Annotated in this window: 29 protein-coding genes; 28 read left to right on the top strand and 1 reads right to left on the bottom strand. The window is 35.5% G+C overall.

The window, feature by feature from the left end:
- Window positions 1-4: 4 nt before the first annotated feature.
- The 22 genes from rpsC to rplQ all read left to right on the top strand — a co-directional run bounded on the left by rpsC (window position 5) and on the right by rplQ (window position 10,741).
- Entirely contained in the window at window positions 5-751 is a 747-nt protein-coding gene (gene rpsC / locus ACQWU4_RS08000) for a 30S ribosomal protein S3 (protein WP_429935245.1), read from the top strand.
- A 97-nt stretch (window positions 752-848) separates the two neighbouring features.
- A complete protein-coding gene (gene rplP, locus ACQWU4_RS07995; protein WP_040993531.1) occupies window positions 849-1,274 on the top strand; it encodes a 50S ribosomal protein L16 in 426 nt (141 codons plus the stop codon).
- Between the two features lie 11 nt (window positions 1,275-1,285).
- Complete coding sequence (rpmC, locus tag ACQWU4_RS07990; protein ID WP_429935244.1) at window positions 1,286-1,474, top strand: 50S ribosomal protein L29; 189 nt, start codon at window positions 1,286-1,288, stop codon at window positions 1,472-1,474.
- Between the two features lie 11 nt (window positions 1,475-1,485).
- Entirely contained in the window at window positions 1,486-1,743 is a 258-nt protein-coding gene (gene rpsQ / locus ACQWU4_RS07985) for a 30S ribosomal protein S17 (RefSeq protein WP_053073319.1), read from the top strand.
- Between the two features lie 2 nt (window positions 1,744-1,745).
- Complete coding sequence (rplN, locus tag ACQWU4_RS07980) at window positions 1,746-2,114, top strand: 50S ribosomal protein L14 (RefSeq protein ID WP_007839504.1); 369 nt, start codon at window positions 1,746-1,748, stop codon at window positions 2,112-2,114.
- Between the two features lie 22 nt (window positions 2,115-2,136).
- Window positions 2,137-2,463, top strand: a complete 327-nt coding sequence (gene rplX, locus ACQWU4_RS07975; protein WP_047427597.1) for a 50S ribosomal protein L24 — start codon at window positions 2,137-2,139, stop codon at window positions 2,461-2,463.
- Between the two features lie 13 nt (window positions 2,464-2,476).
- Window positions 2,477-3,028 carry a 50S ribosomal protein L5 gene (gene rplE, locus ACQWU4_RS07970; protein ID WP_202092268.1) on the top strand — a complete coding sequence of 184 codons (552 nt, stop codon included), beginning with the start codon at window positions 2,477-2,479 and terminating at the stop codon, window positions 3,026-3,028.
- 3 nt (window positions 3,029-3,031) lie between these two features.
- Window positions 3,032-3,301: a 30S ribosomal protein S14 gene (rpsN, locus tag ACQWU4_RS07965; RefSeq protein ID WP_047376574.1), complete on the top strand. Its 270-nt coding sequence runs from the start codon at window positions 3,032-3,034 to the stop codon at window positions 3,299-3,301.
- Between the two features lie 144 nt (window positions 3,302-3,445).
- A complete protein-coding gene (gene rpsH, locus ACQWU4_RS07960; protein WP_429935243.1) occupies window positions 3,446-3,844 on the top strand; it encodes a 30S ribosomal protein S8 in 399 nt (132 codons plus the stop codon).
- Window positions 3,845-3,861: 17 nt separating this feature from the next.
- Window positions 3,862-4,407 carry a 50S ribosomal protein L6 gene (gene rplF, locus ACQWU4_RS07955; protein WP_429935242.1) on the top strand — a complete coding sequence of 182 codons (546 nt, stop codon included), beginning with the start codon at window positions 3,862-3,864 and terminating at the stop codon, window positions 4,405-4,407.
- A gap of 15 nt (window positions 4,408-4,422) precedes the next feature.
- Window positions 4,423-4,776: a 50S ribosomal protein L18 gene (rplR, locus tag ACQWU4_RS07950; protein ID WP_429935241.1), complete on the top strand. Its 354-nt coding sequence runs from the start codon at window positions 4,423-4,425 to the stop codon at window positions 4,774-4,776.
- Window positions 4,777-4,796: 20 nt separating this feature from the next.
- Window positions 4,797-5,318 carry a 30S ribosomal protein S5 gene (gene rpsE / locus ACQWU4_RS07945; RefSeq protein WP_034703137.1) on the top strand — a complete coding sequence of 174 codons (522 nt, stop codon included), beginning with the start codon at window positions 4,797-4,799 and terminating at the stop codon, window positions 5,316-5,318.
- A gap of 10 nt (window positions 5,319-5,328) precedes the next feature.
- Window positions 5,329-5,505, top strand: coding sequence for a 50S ribosomal protein L30 (gene rpmD, locus ACQWU4_RS07940; RefSeq protein ID WP_007839493.1), 177 nt, complete (start codon window positions 5,329-5,331; stop codon window positions 5,503-5,505).
- A gap of 19 nt (window positions 5,506-5,524) precedes the next feature.
- A complete protein-coding gene (gene rplO / locus ACQWU4_RS07935; RefSeq protein ID WP_040993538.1) occupies window positions 5,525-5,974 on the top strand; it encodes a 50S ribosomal protein L15 in 450 nt (149 codons plus the stop codon).
- A 9-nt stretch (window positions 5,975-5,983) separates the two neighbouring features.
- A complete protein-coding gene (secY, locus tag ACQWU4_RS07930) occupies window positions 5,984-7,363 on the top strand; it encodes a preprotein translocase subunit SecY (RefSeq protein WP_034725974.1) in 1,380 nt (459 codons plus the stop codon).
- 3 nt (window positions 7,364-7,366) lie between these two features.
- On the top strand, window positions 7,367-7,582 hold the full coding sequence (gene infA, locus ACQWU4_RS07925; RefSeq protein ID WP_034684855.1) for a translation initiation factor IF-1: 216 nt from the start codon (window positions 7,367-7,369) through the stop codon (window positions 7,580-7,582).
- Window positions 7,583-7,644: 62 nt separating this feature from the next.
- Window positions 7,645-7,761 (top strand): 50S ribosomal protein L36, encoded by a 117-nt coding sequence (rpmJ, locus tag ACQWU4_RS07920; RefSeq protein WP_007839480.1) that lies wholly within the window; start codon window positions 7,645-7,647, stop codon window positions 7,759-7,761.
- A 9-nt stretch (window positions 7,762-7,770) separates the two neighbouring features.
- On the top strand, window positions 7,771-8,148 hold the full coding sequence (gene rpsM, locus ACQWU4_RS07915) for a 30S ribosomal protein S13 (protein WP_002983260.1): 378 nt from the start codon (window positions 7,771-7,773) through the stop codon (window positions 8,146-8,148).
- Between the two features lie 12 nt (window positions 8,149-8,160).
- The gene (gene rpsK / locus ACQWU4_RS07910; protein ID WP_040993541.1) at window positions 8,161-8,550 is read left to right on the top strand and encodes a 30S ribosomal protein S11; all 390 of its coding nucleotides are present in this window, start codon (window positions 8,161-8,163) and stop codon (window positions 8,548-8,550) included.
- A 19-nt stretch (window positions 8,551-8,569) separates the two neighbouring features.
- Complete coding sequence (rpsD, locus tag ACQWU4_RS07905) at window positions 8,570-9,178, top strand: 30S ribosomal protein S4 (RefSeq protein WP_062650895.1); 609 nt, start codon at window positions 8,570-8,572, stop codon at window positions 9,176-9,178.
- Between the two features lie 33 nt (window positions 9,179-9,211).
- The gene (locus ACQWU4_RS07900; protein WP_040993543.1) at window positions 9,212-10,207 is read left to right on the top strand and encodes a DNA-directed RNA polymerase subunit alpha; all 996 of its coding nucleotides are present in this window, start codon (window positions 9,212-9,214) and stop codon (window positions 10,205-10,207) included.
- A 6-nt stretch (window positions 10,208-10,213) separates the two neighbouring features.
- On the top strand, window positions 10,214-10,741 hold the full coding sequence (rplQ, locus tag ACQWU4_RS07895; protein WP_429935240.1) for a 50S ribosomal protein L17: 528 nt from the start codon (window positions 10,214-10,216) through the stop codon (window positions 10,739-10,741).
- A gap of 109 nt (window positions 10,742-10,850) precedes the next feature.
- On the opposite strand, the gene ACQWU4_RS07890 is transcribed toward rplQ, so the two are convergent.
- Complete coding sequence (locus ACQWU4_RS07890; protein WP_429935239.1) at window positions 10,851-11,285, bottom strand: hypothetical protein; 435 nt, start codon at window positions 11,283-11,285, stop codon at window positions 10,851-10,853.
- 175 nt (window positions 11,286-11,460) lie between these two features.
- Between ACQWU4_RS07890 and ACQWU4_RS07885 the strand changes: the two genes are divergently transcribed.
- From ACQWU4_RS07885 to ACQWU4_RS07860, 6 genes are all read left to right on the top strand, one after another.
- A complete protein-coding gene (locus ACQWU4_RS07885; RefSeq protein WP_429935238.1) occupies window positions 11,461-12,093 on the top strand; it encodes a response regulator in 633 nt (210 codons plus the stop codon).
- A 96-nt stretch (window positions 12,094-12,189) separates the two neighbouring features.
- Window positions 12,190-12,867 (top strand): hypothetical protein, encoded by a 678-nt coding sequence (locus ACQWU4_RS07880; RefSeq protein WP_429935237.1) that lies wholly within the window; start codon window positions 12,190-12,192, stop codon window positions 12,865-12,867.
- A gap of 64 nt (window positions 12,868-12,931) precedes the next feature.
- Window positions 12,932-13,510 (top strand): hypothetical protein, encoded by a 579-nt coding sequence (locus tag ACQWU4_RS07875; RefSeq protein WP_429935236.1) that lies wholly within the window; start codon window positions 12,932-12,934, stop codon window positions 13,508-13,510.
- A complete protein-coding gene (locus tag ACQWU4_RS07870) occupies window positions 13,507-14,295 on the top strand; it encodes a sensor histidine kinase (RefSeq protein ID WP_429935235.1) in 789 nt (262 codons plus the stop codon). Before ACQWU4_RS07875 ends, ACQWU4_RS07870 begins: the two co-directional genes overlap by 4 nt.
- A gap of 200 nt (window positions 14,296-14,495) precedes the next feature.
- The gene (locus ACQWU4_RS07865) at window positions 14,496-15,356 is read left to right on the top strand and encodes a trypsin-like serine peptidase (RefSeq protein WP_429935234.1); all 861 of its coding nucleotides are present in this window, start codon (window positions 14,496-14,498) and stop codon (window positions 15,354-15,356) included.
- Window positions 15,357-15,391: 35 nt separating this feature from the next.
- Window positions 15,392-16,438 carry a YEATS-associated helix-containing protein gene (locus ACQWU4_RS07860; protein ID WP_429935233.1) on the top strand — a complete coding sequence of 349 codons (1,047 nt, stop codon included), beginning with the start codon at window positions 15,392-15,394 and terminating at the stop codon, window positions 16,436-16,438.
- Window positions 16,439-16,456 lie beyond the last annotated feature (18 nt).

Below are 16,456 nucleotides of genomic sequence, written 5' to 3'. Positions count from 1 at the left end.
AGGTATGGGACAGAAGACAAATCCAATTGGTAACAGACTAGGTATCATCAGAGGATGGGATTCTAACTGGTTTGGCGGAAACGATTATGGAGACAGAATCGCGGAAGACTACAAAATCAGAAGATACCTTGAGGCTAGATTATCTAAAGGTGGTATTTCAAAAATCTATATTGAAAGAACACTAAAATTAGTAACAGTGACAATCACTACTGCCAGACCGGGACTTATTATCGGTAAAGGAGGTCAGGAAGTTGATAAATTGAAAGAAGAATTGAAGAAACTTACAGGTAAGGATATTCAAATCAACATTTTCGAAATCAAAAGACCTGAACTAGACGCAGTATTAGTGGCTGACAGCATCTCTAAGCAGATCGAAAACAGAATTTCTTACAGAAGAGCTGTTAAAATGGCGATGGCAAGTACAATGAGAATGGGTGCTGAAGGTATCAAAGTTCAGATCTCTGGTAGATTGAACGGAGCTGAAATGGCAAGATCAGAATCTTTCAAAGAAGGAAGAATTCCATTGTCTACTTTCAGAGCTGATATTGATTATCACTGGGCTGAAGCTCACACTACTTACGGTAGATTAGGAGTAAAAGTTTGGATCATGAAAGGGGAAGTTTACGGTAAAAGAGAACTTGCTCCACTAGTGGGACAACAGAAAAAAGGAGGTCCTTCAGGAGGCGGAAACAGAGGAGAGAGAGACAACAGAAGACCTAGAAAGAATAACAATAATAACAATAATAATTAAAAATTTTAGATAGAAATTTTGAATTTTAAATTACCGTTACTTTTTTAAAATAAAAAAAATCTAAAATCTAAAATCTAAAATCTAAAATTTAGAAATTATGTTACAACCAAAAAGAACCAAATTCCGTAGAGTTCATAAGATGAAGATGAAGGGGATTGCTCAGAGAGGTAATCAACTAGCTTACGGAACTTTTGGAATCAAAGCTATAGAAGGTGCTTGGATTACTGCAAGACAAATTGAAGCTGCCCGTATCGCTGCGACAAGATATATGAAGAGAGAAGGTCAGCTATGGATCAAAATCTTCCCGGATAAGCCAATTACTAAGAAACCAGCCGAAGTACGTATGGGTAAAGGTAAAGGTGCCGTGGAATATTGGGTAGCTGTAGTAAAACCAGGTAAAATTATGTTCGAAGTTGGAGGTGTTCCTTACGAAGTAGCGAAAGAAGCATTAAGACTTGCAGCTCAGAAATTACCGGTAGTTACTAAATTCGTAGTTGCTAACGATTTTGTTAAACCTCTTTAATCTTTGATACAATGAAACAAGCTGATATTAAAAATTTAAGCGCGGGTGATATTCAAGCAAAACTTGCTGAATTAACAGCTCAATATTCAAAACTGAAATTGGCTCACAAGATCAGTCCAATTGAAAACCCGATCCAAATCAGAGATTTGAGAAGAACAATCGCAAGATTAAACACTGAGTTAACCACTAAACAACAATAAGATTTTCATACATTATGGAAAGAAACTTAAGAAAAGAAAGAATCGGAATAGTTTCCAGCAATAAAATGGAAAAGACCATTGTTGTAAGTGAGACTACGAGAGTGAAACACCCGATGTACGGTAAATTCGTATTAAAAACGAAAAAATATACTGCACACGACGAAAACAACGAATGCACAGAAGGTGATACAGTTCTTATCCAGGAAACTAGACCTTTGAGCAAGAGCAAGAGATGGAGATTAGTAAGAATCATTGAAAAAGCTAAGTAATAATGTTACAAACAGAATCAAGATTAAAAGTTGCTGATAACACAGGTGCTAAAGAAGTATTGGTTATCAGAGTTCTGGGAGGAACCAGAAGAAGATATGCTTCAGTTGGTGATAAAATCGTTGTTACTATCAAAGATTCTACACCATCAGGGAATGCTAAAAAAGGTCAGGTATCTAAAGCTGTAGTAGTAAGAACTAAAAAAGCAGTTAGAAGAAAAGATGGTTCATACATCAAATTCGAAGACAATGCTTGTGTATTACTAAACGCAGCGGGAGAAATGAGAGGAACACGTGTTTTCGGACCGGTTGCTCGTGAGTTGAGAGACAAAGAATATATGAAAATCATTTCATTAGCTCCTGAAGTACTTTAATTTTTAAAATTTTTAAAAGAAAATGTCAAAGTTAAAAATAAAAAGAGGAGATAACGTCATCATTACTACTGGTAAGAAAGATATCAAAGGTAAGACAGGTGAAGTTATTGAAGTGATCAAAAAAGAAGGAAGAGACCCTAGAGTTATCGTTGCAGGTCTTAACATCGTTAAAAAACACGTTAAGCCTTCAGCTTCTAACCCTCAAGGTGGAATCACTGAAAAAGAAGCTTCTATTCATATCTCAAACGTGGCTTTAGTTGGTAAAGACGGAAAAGCTATCAAAATCGGTTATAAAATCGAAGGAGATAAGAAAGTAAGAATCAACAAAAAAACGGGTGAAACTTTATAATTTGAATTAACACATGGAATTTATAGCAAGACCCAAAAATATATACAAAGAGAAAATTGTTCCTGCAATGATGGAAGAATTTGGGTACAAATCTGTAATGCAGGTACCTAAATTAGAAAAAATCATCCTGTCTCAAGGATTAGGTGATGCCACTGCAGACAAGAAAATCATTGATTATGCTGTAGAAGAATTAACAATGATTACTGGTCAGAAAGCAGTAGGTACTATCTCTAAGAAAGACGAAGCGGCTTTCAAATTGAGAAAAGGTATGCCTGTAGGTGCTAAAGTAACATTGAGAGCTCATAAAATGTATGAATTCTTAGACAGACTTACTTCTTCTGCTTTACCACGTATCAGAGACTTCTCTGGTATCAAGGCAGACGGGTTCGATGGTAGAGGTAATTACAACTTAGGTATTACTGAGCAGATTATCTTCCCTGAAATCGTAATTGACAAAGTGAAAAAAATCCAAGGGATGGACATCACTTTCGTAACAAGCGCGAAAACAGATAAAGAAGCGAAAGCATTATTAACTCACTTCGGTTTACCATTTAAAAAGAACTAAGAAATGGCTAAAGAATCAATGAAAGCGCGTGAGCGCAAAAGAGAAGCACTAGTTGCTAAATACGCTGACAAAAGAAAAGCTTTAAAAGAAGCTGGTGATTATGAAGGACTTCAGAAATTACCTAAAAATGCTTCTCCTGTAAGATTACACAACAGATGTAAACTAACAGGTAGACCTAGAGGATACATGAGAACGTTCGGAATTTCCAGAGTAACTTTCAGAGAAATGGCAAACAACGGTCTTATCCCGGGAGTAAGAAAAGCCAGTTGGTAATAATTACTAATTAATCGGAACAGTTAAGTTGTTCAGATACTAAAGATAAAAATATCAGACCTAAGAAATTCTGAAGTCTGATATTTTACTCTTCAAGTCTTTGCAAAACTGATTGTTCTTTAACCAATAATTTATAAAAGAAAAATGGTAACAGATCCAATTTCAGATTTCCTAACAAGAGTAAGGAACGCACAAAGCGCAGGCCACAAAGTGGTGGAAATTCCTGCATCGAAAATCAAAAAGGAGATTACTAAGATCTTATTTGATCAAGGGTACATCTTAAACTTTAAGTTTGAAGATAACGCTGTTCAAGGTACGATCAAAATCGCTTTAAAGTATGACAAGCAAACTAACAAACCGGCTATTAAATCTATCCAGAGAGCTTCTAGACCAGGTTTAAGACAGTACAAAGGTTCTGAAGAACTTCCAAGAGTACTGAACGGTTTGGGTATAGCTGTTATCTCTACTTCTAAAGGAGTAATGACTGACAAGAAAGCTAGAGAAGAGAAAGTAGGCGGTGAAGTAATCTGCTATGTTTATTAATTTTTAATCAGAGGAAAATGTCAAGAATTGGTAAAGCAATTATAACAATTCCAGCTGGAGTTACGATCACTGAAAATAACAGTGTTGTAACTGTAAAAGGACCTAAAGGAGAACTTTCTCAGGAACTTACAGCAGGTATTACTTTAGAACAGAAAGATGGCGAACTTAACGTTAACAGACCATCTGATTCTAAACAACACAAAGCACTTCACGGTCTTTACAGAGCGTTGATCAATAACATGATCACTGGTGTTAATGCAGGTTTCGAAAAGAAACTAGAACTAGTAGGAGTAGGATACAGAGCTTCACACACAGGTCAAAAACTTGAGTTAGCTTTAGGATTCTCTCACGGTATCGTATTAGAACTTCCAGGTGAAGTAAAAGTAGATACATTGACTGAAAAAGGTAAAAACCCAATTATTACTTTAACGTCTCACGACAACCAACTTCTAGGAATGGTAGCTGCAAAGATCCGTTCTTTCAGAAAGCCTGAACCATACAAAGGAAAAGGTGTAAGATTCGTAGGAGAAATTGTTAGACGTAAAGCTGGTAAATCTGCTTAATAAATTATAAGTATTATGGCATTAAGTAAATTAGAAAAAAGAATAAGAATCAAAAGAAGAGTAAGAGGGAAAATCTCTGGATCTTCTGAATTGCCAAGATTATCTGTATATAAAAGTAATAAGGAAATTTACGCTCAGTTAATCGATGATAAAAATGGTACAACTTTAGCCTCAGCTTCTTCAAGAGAGAAAGGTGTAGACGCTAATGGTACTAAGACTGAAGTTTCTGCTGCTGTTGGTAAAGCTATCGCTGCCAAAGCTAAGGCTGCAGGAATCGAAAGTATTGTATTTGACAGAAACGGATTCGTGTACCACGGTAGAGTGAAAGCTCTTGCTGACGGTGCTAGAGAAGGAGGACTTAAATTCTAATCATAAAAATTTCGGAAAATATGTTAGGACTAGATAATATAGAAAGAGTAAAACCGGGAGGATTAGAATTAAAAGATCGTCTCGTAGCTGTTAACAGAGTAACAAAAGTAACCAAAGGAGGTAGAGCTTTCGGATTTTCTGCTATTGTTGTAGTAGGGAACGAAGACGGAGTAATCGGTCACGGTCTTGGAAAATCTAAAGAAGTAGCTTCTGCAATTGCTAAAGCTGTTGAAGATGCTAAGAAAAACCTTGTGAAAGTTCCTGTAATGAACCACACTATTCCTCATCAGACTACTGCTAGATACGGTGGTGCAGATATCTTCTTAAGACCTGCTTCTCACGGTACAGGACTTATCGCCGGTGGTGCGGTAAGAGCGGTACTTGAATCTGCTGGAATCCATGATATCCTTTCAAAATCTAAAGGATCTTCTAACCCTCACAACGTGGTGAAAGCTACTTTCAAAGCGTTATTGGATATCAGAAGACCTGAAGAGATCGCTAGAATGAGAGGAGTTTCTCTAAGTAAAGTGTTTAACGGTTAATATTAGAACAATGGCAACAATTAAAGTAAAGCAAGTAAGAAGCGCTATTGGAAGAACAAAAACCCAAAAGAGAACGCTTGAAGCATTAGGATTTAAGAAACTTCACCAAGTTGTAGAGCACGAAGCTACACCTTCCATTTTAGGGATGATAGCTGCAGTTAGTCACTTACTTGAAGTTCAAAAATAATTTTTAAAATAATTTTAAAATGAATTTAAACAACATAAAGCCTGCTGCAGGTTCTACTTTCAATTCAAAAAGAATTGGTAGAGGACAAGGTACAGGAAAAGGAGGTACTGCTACGAAAGGTCACAAAGGTCAGAAAGCTAGAGCTGGTTATTCTCAGAAAATCGGTTTCGAAGGTGGACAGATGCCTTTACAAAGGAGATTACCTAAATTCGGATTCAAAAACGTAAACAGAAAAGAGTTTAGAGGAGTAAACCTTGATACTATCCAGACTTTAATCGAGAACAAATCCATCACTGGAGATATCACGAAAGAAGTTTTAGTAGAAAACGGTTTAGTTTCTAAAAATGAATTAGTGAAAATTATGGGTAGAGGAGAATTGAAATCTGCGGTTTCAATCTCTGCTGACAAGTTCACTAAATCTGCTGAAGAGCTTATTGCTAAAGCAGGTGGAAAAGCAATTACCTTATAATACTTACTAATGAAAGAATTTATACAAACCCTTAAAAATATTTGGAGCCTAAAGGAATTAAGAGATAAAATTCTCTTTACGTTAGGTATTATCCTTGTGTATAGATTCGCATCTTATATCTCACTTCCCGCAATTAACCTTGCAGAGGTGGGAGATCTCTTAGAGCATTATAAAAATCAAGGCGGTAACAAGCAAGGAGCAGGCCTCCTTGGCTTGCTTTCGTCGTTTACGGGAGGAGCTTTCAGCCACGCTTCCGTAATGGCGTTGGGAATCATGCCTTATATTTCTGCTTCTATTATTGTTCAGTTGATGGGGATGGCTATTCCTTATCTTCAGAAACTTCAGAAGGATGGAGAGTCAGGTAGAAATACATTGAATCAAATTACGAGATGGTTAACTATCGGAGTTTGTTTAGTACAGGCCCCTTCTTATTTAACTTCTATTACTCAATTATTCTTACCGTATGCTCAGTTCTCATCTGCATATTATGTAGAGCCGAATTCCATCATGTTCTGGTTGCCAAGTATTGTAATCTTGGTTGCCGGTTCAGTATTCGCAATGTGGTTAGGTGAGAAAATCACCGACAAAGGTATCGGGAACGGTATCTCTATCCTTATTATGGTGGGGATCCTTTCAAGATTACCTGAAGCATTCGTACAGGAAATGGCAGTGCAGAACGGAAAAGGAGGAATGGGATCTATCATGATCCTTATTGAAGTAATATTCTGGATGCTGGTAGTTCTTTTAGCTGTAGTATTATCTGTAGCTGTAAGAAAAATTCCAATTCAGTATGTAAGCAGAGCTCAAGCAAGAGGAGGTGTAAACAGAAATCTTATGCAGGGAGCAAGACAATGGATCCCATTGAAAGTAAATGCTGCTGGTGTAATGCCGATTATCTTTGCTCAGGCATTGATGTTCGTACCAGGACTATTAACGAAATTCGATGAGTCCAATACTTTTCTTGCAGGTTTCAAGAATGTTTTTAGCTGGCAGTACAATGTATTGTTCGCGCTATTAATTATTATCTTCTCATTCTTCTATACTGCAATTACTATTCCGGTAAACCAAATGGCTGATGATTTGAAGAGAAATGGAGGTTTAGTACCGAAAGTAAGACCCGGTAAAGAAACAGCTGACTATTTAGATGATATTTTATCAAAAATTACCTTGCCAGGTGCAATATTTTTGTCTATCTTTGCAGTCCTTCCAGCAATAGTGCATGGAAGCTTTGTTCAGACAGACGCGTTTGCCCTATTTTTCGGGGGAACATCATTGTTGATTATGGTGGGCGTAATTTTAGATACAGTTCAACAGATTAATACATATCTGCTGAACCATCACTATGATGGCTTAATGCAGTCTAAATTGTCAAGAACGACTGGATATTAATTTATGGCAAAACAAAAACATATTGAACAAGACGGCGTTATAACGGAAGCACTTTCGAACGCCCAGTTCCGTGTAGAGCTGGAGAATGGGCATATACTTATTGCTCATATTTCCGGTAAAATGAGAATGCATTATATTAAACTTTTACCTGGAGACAAGGTAAAACTAGAAATGTCTCCCTATGATTTAACAAAAGGGAGAATCACATTTAGATATTAAAACAAATGCCAAATGGAATGTATGTTCCGTTTGGCTCTTGTTGAAAAATAAATACTATCAAAATGAAAGTTAGAGCATCAATTAAAAAAAGAAGTGCTGATTGCAAGATTGTACGCAGAAAAGGTGTACTATTCGTAATCAACAAGAAGAACCCAAAATTTAAACAAAGACAAGGCTAACATTAAATTATGGCGAGAATTGCAGGTATTGATTTACCAAAAAACAAAAGAGGTGTTATCGGTTTAACTTACATCTACGGAGTTGGAAGAAGTACTTCTTCCGAAATCCTTAAAGCTGCCGGTATCAGCGAAGACAAGAAAGTCAACGAATGGAATGACGATGAATTGGCTGCAATCAGAACATATATCTCTGAAAACGTAAAAGTAGAAGGAGAATTGAGATCTGAAGTGCAATTGAACATCAAGAGATTGATGGACATAGGATGCCAACGAGGAATACGTCACAGACTAGGACTACCTTTAAGAGGCCAGAGAACGAAAAACAACTCTAGAACCCGTAAAGGAAAGAGAAAAACTGTTGCTAACAAGAAAAAGGCAAGTAAATAATCGTTAGGAATTATGGCAAAACAAACTAAAGTAGTTAAAAAAAGAAAAGTAAAAGTTGAAGCTATTGGTGAAGCGCATATTCAGGCTTCTTTCAATAACATCATCATTTCTTTAACAAATAAAAACGGAGAAGTTATCTCTTGGGCGTCTGCCGGTAAAATGGGTTTCAGAGGTTCTAAAAAGAATACTCCATTTGCTGCTCAAATGGCAGCTGAAAATTGCTCTGCTGTAGCTCACGAAGCTGGTTTAAGAAGAGTAAAGGTGTATGTGAAAGGTCCAGGTGCAGGTAGAGAATCTGCTATCAGAACTATCCACAATTCAGGAATTGAAGTTAGCGAAATCGTTGATGTGACTCCAATGCCACACAACGGTTGTAGACCACCAAAAAGAAGAAGAGTTTAATTTTTAGAATTTACCCATTATGGCAAGATATATTGGACCTAAAACTAAGATTGCTAGAAAGTTTGGTGCTGCAATCTACGGAGATGACAAAAACTTCGAGAAAAGAAAAAACCAACCGCCAGGACAACACGGTCCTAACAAAAGAAGAGGTGCTAAAAAATCAGAATATGCAGTTCAGCTAGCTGAAAAACAAAAAGCTAAATATACTTACGGTATTTTAGAAAGACAGTTTGCTAATCTATTCGAAAAAGCACACAGAAGTAAAGGTGTAACAGGTGAAGTTCTATTACAGCTTTGTGAATCAAGATTGGATAACGTTGTATACAGATTAGGTTTCGCTAAAACAAGATCTGCAGCAAGACAGTTAACTTCTCACAGACACATCACTGTGAACGGTGAGATCCTTAACATTCCTTCTTATTTAGTAAAAGCAGGTGATGTAATCGCTGTAAGAGAAAAATCTAAATCTCTTGAAGTTGTTTCTGATGCGTTAGCTTCTAAAGCAAACTATGAGTGGTTACAATTCAACGATGAGAAAAAAGAAGGTACTTTCGTATCTGCTCCTGAAAGAATCCAAATTCCGGAAGACATCAAGGAACAGCTTATCGTCGAACTTTACTCTAAATAATTTTTTAATCAAATTTTTGCTCAACCCAATAATATGGCAATTTTACAATTCATAAAACCCGATAAAGTAATTTTACTTAACTCTGATGAATTTAAAGGTCAATTCGAATTCAGACCATTAGAACCAGGTTTCGGGCTTACAATCGGTAATGCTTTGAGAAGAGTGTTGCTTTCTTCTCTGGAAGGATACGCTATTTCATCTATCAAAATAGAAGGTGTAGAGCACGAATTTTCAACTATTCCAGGAGTAATCGAAGACGTTACTGAAATTATTCTTAACCTTAAGCAGGTAAGATTAAAAGCTTCAGCAGAAGGCCAGGCCAATGAGCAGGTAGTTGCTAAAGTTTCAGGTCAGACGGTTATTACTGCTGGTGATTTAGGTAAGTCTATCAACGGATTTGAGGTGCTTAACCCGGATCTTTTGATCTGCAACCTAAACAGTGATGTAACTTTCGAGATCACTTTCAATATTGAAAAGGGTAGAGGGTATGTTCCTTCAGAACAAAATAAGTCAAACAATGCACCTGTAGGTACTATTGCTATTGACTCTATTTTTACACCTATCAAGAAAGTACAGTATAGCATTGAAAATTATCGTGTAGAGCAAAAAACAGACTACGAAAAACTTGTATTAGATATAGAAACTGATGGTTCCATCAGTCCTCAAAATGCTTTAACAGAAGCTTCTAAGATATTAATTTATCACTTCATGTTGTTCTCTGATGAGAGAATCACTCTTGAAACAGAAGCTGTAAAAGCATCTATCCAATATGACGAGGAAACTCTTCACACAAGACAATTACTTAAGTCTAAATTAGCAGATATGGATCTTTCTGTAAGAGCCCTTAACTGTCTGAAAGCAGCTGAAGTAGAAACTCTTGGAGAACTTGTTTCTTACAGTAAGTCTGATTTGATGAAATTCAGAAATTTTGGTAAAAAATCTTTGACAGAACTAGAAGAATTAGTGCATTCAAAAGGTCTTAACTTCGGTTTCGACGTTGCAAAATATAAGTTAGACGCTGATAAATAATTAATAATGAGACACGGTAAAAAATTCAATCACTTAGGAAGAACAGCTTCTCACAGAAGTGCTTTACTTTCTAATATGGCTTGTTCTCTAATTGAGCATAAAAGAATCAACACTACTGTAGCTAAAGCTAAAGCTTTAAGAGTATATGTTGAGCCTCTATTAACAAAAGCAAAAGAAGATACTACACACAACAGAAGAGTAGTATTCTCTTACCTTCAAAATAAATTTGCGGTTGCTGAATTATTCAGAACTGTAGCTCCTAAAATCGCTGAAAGAAACGGTGGTTATACAAGAATCATCAAGACAGGATTCAGACCAGGTGATGCTGCTGATACTGCTCTTATCGAACTAGTAGATTTCAACGAGCTTTACAACCCGAATGCAGAGGAGAAAAAAGCTACGAGAAGAAGCAGAAGATCTACAACTGCTAAAAAGGCTGAAGCTGTAGTAGCTGAAGCTCCAAAAGCAGAAGAGAAAGTTGCAGAGCCTAAGGCTGAAGCAGCTGACTCTGCTGAAGAAAAAACTGAAGAATAATATTCATTCAGATATAAATGAAAAGCCATCCAGATTTTGGATGGCTTTTTTATTTTTCAGGATTTTGTGAGGATAACTATTTTTTGTCATTCCGAAATCCAAATTGCAGTTAAATTTTTGTTCTCTTCAGTTCAATCACATTATTCCCCTGTTCCAGATGAAGACTGTCCCCTTTTACTCTTGCAGTCATATCATCTTTTTTATAAATAATTTCACCATCTTTTGTTTCTGTTTTAGGGAGTGTAAATGTTTTTTTATTGCTTGTGATGGCAACATTACTTTCCTTAGGGTCATTTTTGAATACAACTTTTACTAATGATCCGTCTGTAGCTTTATAAACAAAATCTGTTTTTTCTGTCTTCTGGCCATTCACTTCAGTAGTGGAAGAACTTTGGGTTACAGAATCAATTTTTCCATTATTATCTGTAATTACAGTTTCTGAACTGTCAGTTTTGATAACGCTTTTGTTCCCGCTTTCACTTTTTTTGCAGCTGGTTAATAGTAATGACACAGCTGAAATTGCGATTAAAAGGCTCTTTCTCATGATATTTATTTTTTAATGTATAGGAATTAATTGTTGTTTTATTGTAACAGAAATTTAAGTAAATTAATAGAAACAAAAAACAAACCAATAACCCTGAACTCAAGCCCCTAAATTACACAAAAGTGTAATTGACTTCGTCTTGTTTTCTGCTGAAATTTGTCTTAAACAAAAAACAATGAGCATTTCCATAGCCATAGTAGAAGACGAAAAGAACTACAACAATGCGTTGAAGAAAGTCATCAATTATCAGGATGACATGAAGGTAGCTGCCCAGTTCTTTGATGGGAATGATGCTTTGAAAAACCTCCCTGATATTTCTCCGGATGTAGTGATGATGGATATCCAGTTACAGGATATGCTGGGTATTGAAATCATTGAAAAACTCAGAAAAGAAATGCCCAATACACAGTTTATTATGTGTACCAGCTTCGAAGATGATGAGAAAATCTTTAATTCTTTAAAAGCCGGTGCTATGGGATATCTTATCAAAGGAGAAAGTATGGATAAGATCCTCTCTTCCATCCGGGATGTTTACAATGGCGGAGCTCCTATGAGCCTGTCCATTGCCCGAAGAGTTTTGAGTCACTTCGAAAAAAAACTTCCTGAAATTAAAGATTTTGATGAACTCACAGAACGTGAAAAGGAAATTCTTGAGCTTCTTTCACAAGGGCTTTTGTATAAAGAAATTGCCGATAAGAAATTCATCAGTATTGATACCGTGAAAAAACATGTAGGAAACATCTACAGAAAGCTACATGTTAGCAATAAAGTAGAAGCTATAAATAAATTTAACCATTTTAAAAACTAATTAAGTATGAGAACAATTTTAAAAAAACAATTATTGGGGTGTTTGATCATATTTTTATCAGTTTCCAGCTGTAAAAAGAAAACAGAGCCGCAAACTGTGAATGATGAAAATAATGTAACAGCTACTCAAACAAAATTGCGTCCCGAGTTTTTGTTTAGAATTACTGACGAAGAAGTAGAAAAAGGTAAAGACAACTTTAAGCTACTTGGGCTTAATTCTAAACCTGAAGTTAATCTGGATTATTATGATTTTGGAAAAATTGTAAATCAAGACAAAAAAGAATATGCAAAATTTTACTTTCTTTTAAATGCTGATAAGTCTTTAACTTTAGGATTGGCCATATCTGATAACAATGGTTTACAATATAAAAATGATATACTTTATATTTTATCAGGAAACAAGTTTATATTAAATTCTGCTGAATTTGAGACCAAAAAGAAAGAATTTGATAATTTTAAAGGTGTACTGGTTGATACTGTCAGTAAAAATGATCCGTGTGATATGATTCTTTACAAAGTTGATGATATTAATAATTATTTTACGCTTGCAAAATTAATTGAAGGCTTAGGGTATAAAATTCACGACTTACAGTTTGATTATATTCTTTTTAAAGATTTCATTAGAAAAGATGGAACTAAGGTAGACTATCTTAAAAACAGGGAATCTCGAATTTCATTTGCTGTAAAAACCAATTTTGATGAAACTGCCGTAAAAAAAGCTATTCCAAATGACATTATTAATTTTTATTACGATGCAGGAGATTTAAAACCATAAACTTATGTTAATAGGGATTATTTACAAAATTGTATTATTTTTTCTTTTAATAAAATCCTTTTATTTGGGTAGGAAATATTCTTTTCCTGCCCAAAATTATATTTTTATATATCTTCTGATAACTTTTGCCAATGAATGGACGGCATTTATACGGGATCAGATCAATTCCAATGTAAAAGTAGGTCTTCAATACAATCTGTATTTTATATTCTGTGTAGTATTTTTTTATTTATTCTATTCCTTTGTTTTTAAAAATATTTTGCAGAAGATTTCCTTATTGTCTGCTGTTTTGTCATTAGGATATATTTTTCTTTTCACAAATTTTTCCGATAACGATTTTGATAAACGGATAGGGATATTAATTACATTATTTTATATCATGAATTCTATGCTGTGGTTTTATCAGAAAATTTCTTTTTTTGATGAAAATAAAATGACAGACGATCCCACTTTTTGGATCTCTACCGGTTTATTGATGTGGAGCTGTTTCTTTATTTTTAGAGTTACACCAATGTTTTTCTTTGCCAAAAATGACAGCGAATTTCTTAGGTTTTTAAAAATAGGACAGAATATCATTAATATAGGGATGTATATTATGTTTTATATCTCATTAATAAAATATGAAAAGCAAATGAAATTATGACTCATATTCAAGATGATATAAAATTAGCCTACATTATTGCAATTTCAATAATGATGCTTTTTGTTTGCTTTATTGTTTTTGTGGTTCTGATGTATAATAAGAGACAACTTTTATATTTAAAAGAAAAACAACTCCAGCAAGCAGAGCATCAAAACCAGCTCCTCCAAAAAGAGCTCGAAAAACAGAAATTACTCGAACAGGAACGTGAAAGAATATCCCACGATATGCACGATGATCTCGGAGCAGGTATTTCAGCCTTAAAACTTCAGGCAGAATTCTTAAAACAAAAAGCGGAAGACGGAGATTTACAAAATGATATTGACGAGCTTCTGAAAACCTCAGAAGAAATGAACCTTTCCATGCGCGAAATGCTCTGGAGCCTAAATTCCGGAAATGATACTTTGGGGAGCTTTATAGATTATGCTGTTCAATATACAGATAACTTTCTGAAAAAAACAAAAATCAAACTCTGGTCGGAAAGTGAAGACATAGTATCGGAAACACCAATTTCTACAGAACAGAGGCGAAATATGTTTTTATGTTTAAAAGAAGCTGTTAATAATGCTTATAAGCATAGTCAGGCCAATACATTGAAGCTTTCGTTCTTACAGGAAAAAGATGTATTTACTATGAAAATTTCCGATAATGGTATTGGAATTCCGGAAAAGCATTCTGAAGGAAACGGTTTACGGAATATGAAAAGAAGAATGCAGGAGCAAAATGGGGTATGTGATATTTCATCTGCAGAGAAAGGAACAGAAGTTCTCTTCCAGATTACAGTATAAAAAAAGTAACCAATTCTATACAGACGGCATCACTATAAGTGGTGCTGTTTTGTTATTATAATCACCCTTTTGGGTAATTGACAAGCTTCTTCTTTAAGCAGAAATTTGATGTAACAAAAAAACATGAAATGGAATTAAGCTTTCTTTAAGTGAAAATAATCAGATAACTATAGACTTAAGAATTTTAAAAACTAACTACAATGGACAATAAATTTTTTTCAGTATCAAACACAGGGGAATTAGCAGAGTTTGAAAATACAACTTTGCCATCATCTTTTAGTCAGGTTAATGGACTTGATACAAATACCCTTGAAGAAGTGCAGGGATTTAAACTGCGAAATATGGAATGGTTTGAAGAACTTCCGGAGGATGTTATGAATCTCCAGCATATTAATTCAAGCCTTTCTTTGCCGGAAACGGTTTGTGGAAATGATGACAGAGTATTAATCAATACTCAAAATGTACCTTACAGATATATTTGCAGTTTGATTATTACAGCAAATACTGGTGCGAAATATGTGGGTACCGGTTTCTTTATTAATCAGAGATGTATTATTACCAGCGGGCATTGCGTGTTTATGAGAGACGAAGGAGGATGGGCTCGTTCCATTCAGGTTGTCCCGGGACAGGATGGAGTAAATGCCCCGTTTGGATCACAAATCAGCACGTCTTTCAGAAGTGTTGAAGGTTGGGTAAATGATAATAATTCTGATTTTGATCAGGGAGCTGTTATTCTTCCGGATAATACACTTTTTAACAGGGTTGGCGGGTACTTTGGCTACTCAGAACTGAAATCTTCTACTATTTTAAATAATTCAGGCTATCCTGCGGATAAACCAAATGGAAAACAATGGTTTAATGCAGGAGCACCTACCCAGGTGACGGATTATAAATTACAGTATATGCTGGATACAGCAGGAGGACAAAGTGGAAGCCCTGTTTATATCAATTCGCCGGGGCGTTTAGTAGTAGGTGTTCACGGCTATGGAGGCTGCCCCAATAAAGCTGTAAGGGTAAGAGATTATTTCTTTCAGAGATGGCCGGAATGGTCAAGACTTTAAGATACTTCAATAAATAACCATTAAAACTAATAACCATGTCACTTTATTATATTGCTATCATTATGTTTGCGACCGGTATCTTTGGCGGAGCCGTTAATTATTTTTCAGAGGCTAATGAGCAAAAAGAAAATGGGATTATAAAAAAACTGAGATCATTATCAGTATGTATACTTTTTGGTCTGGCTGCTACTGTGTTGGTACCCCTTTTTCTCAAATTTGCAGAAAGCAGACTTCTTGAAGATATTCACCTTTCAAAAGAACCGTCACCAAAAAATAAAAAACCAATAGAAAGTGTAAGTCCCAAAACAGCTGTAACGACTTCCATGAAAAAAGATTCACTACAGGCTGCAGCACCAAGGAAAGACTCAACATCTGTTAACACTCTTCCAAAGGCTGCAGAGGGAAAATCGGGCCAAGATAAAGAAAAAGATGTTGCTTCAGATTATCTTATCTGGACTGCTTACTGCCTTCTTGCTGCATGTGCCGGAATGAGATTTATAGATTTACTGATGTCAAGGGTGATCAGTAAAGAATATATGAACAAAATAGAGACCGAGAAACAGGAGCTGAGTAAACAGAACAAAGATTTGAAAAAGGAAAATACAGTTGCCACCAATAATTACAAGGTAAGTGAAGTTTTCCAGCTTCAGGATGCAGCAGAGGGTAGTGCGATGAAGAGTTCGGTAAATGCTTTGGACCAGAGTAAATTATTGCTTTCGGAATTACCTCCGATTATTCACTCTAACGATCCGCAGAAGGACAGATTCGGAGGAAAGAGTAGTGTAAACGGGAAAACACTTACAGCAGACACCAACCCATATATCCTTCCGGGTTTTCTGAATTTAACCATAAAAGTTTCTGCTGCAGAAGGTGATTTGAATAGTGATGTTTATTTATTCCTGCACAACTCCTTTGCAAAATCAATAATACATCTCGACGGATATGGGAAAAAAGAAGTGGAATACAAAATTCCTGCCTATGGTGCATTTACTATAGGAGCCATTTTGGATAATGGAAACACCTTGTTAGAGCTTGATCTTGAAAAACTGGAAAACCTTCCGAAAGATTTTAGAAACAGATAAAATTAATTCTAATTTTTT

This window comes from Chryseobacterium sp. MIQD13, assembly GCF_050496705.1.
Classification (GTDB): domain Bacteria; phylum Bacteroidota; class Bacteroidia; order Flavobacteriales; family Weeksellaceae; genus Chryseobacterium.
Note: the sequence above shows the minus strand (reverse complement) of the source record. Positions and strands in the feature narration are given on the sequence as shown.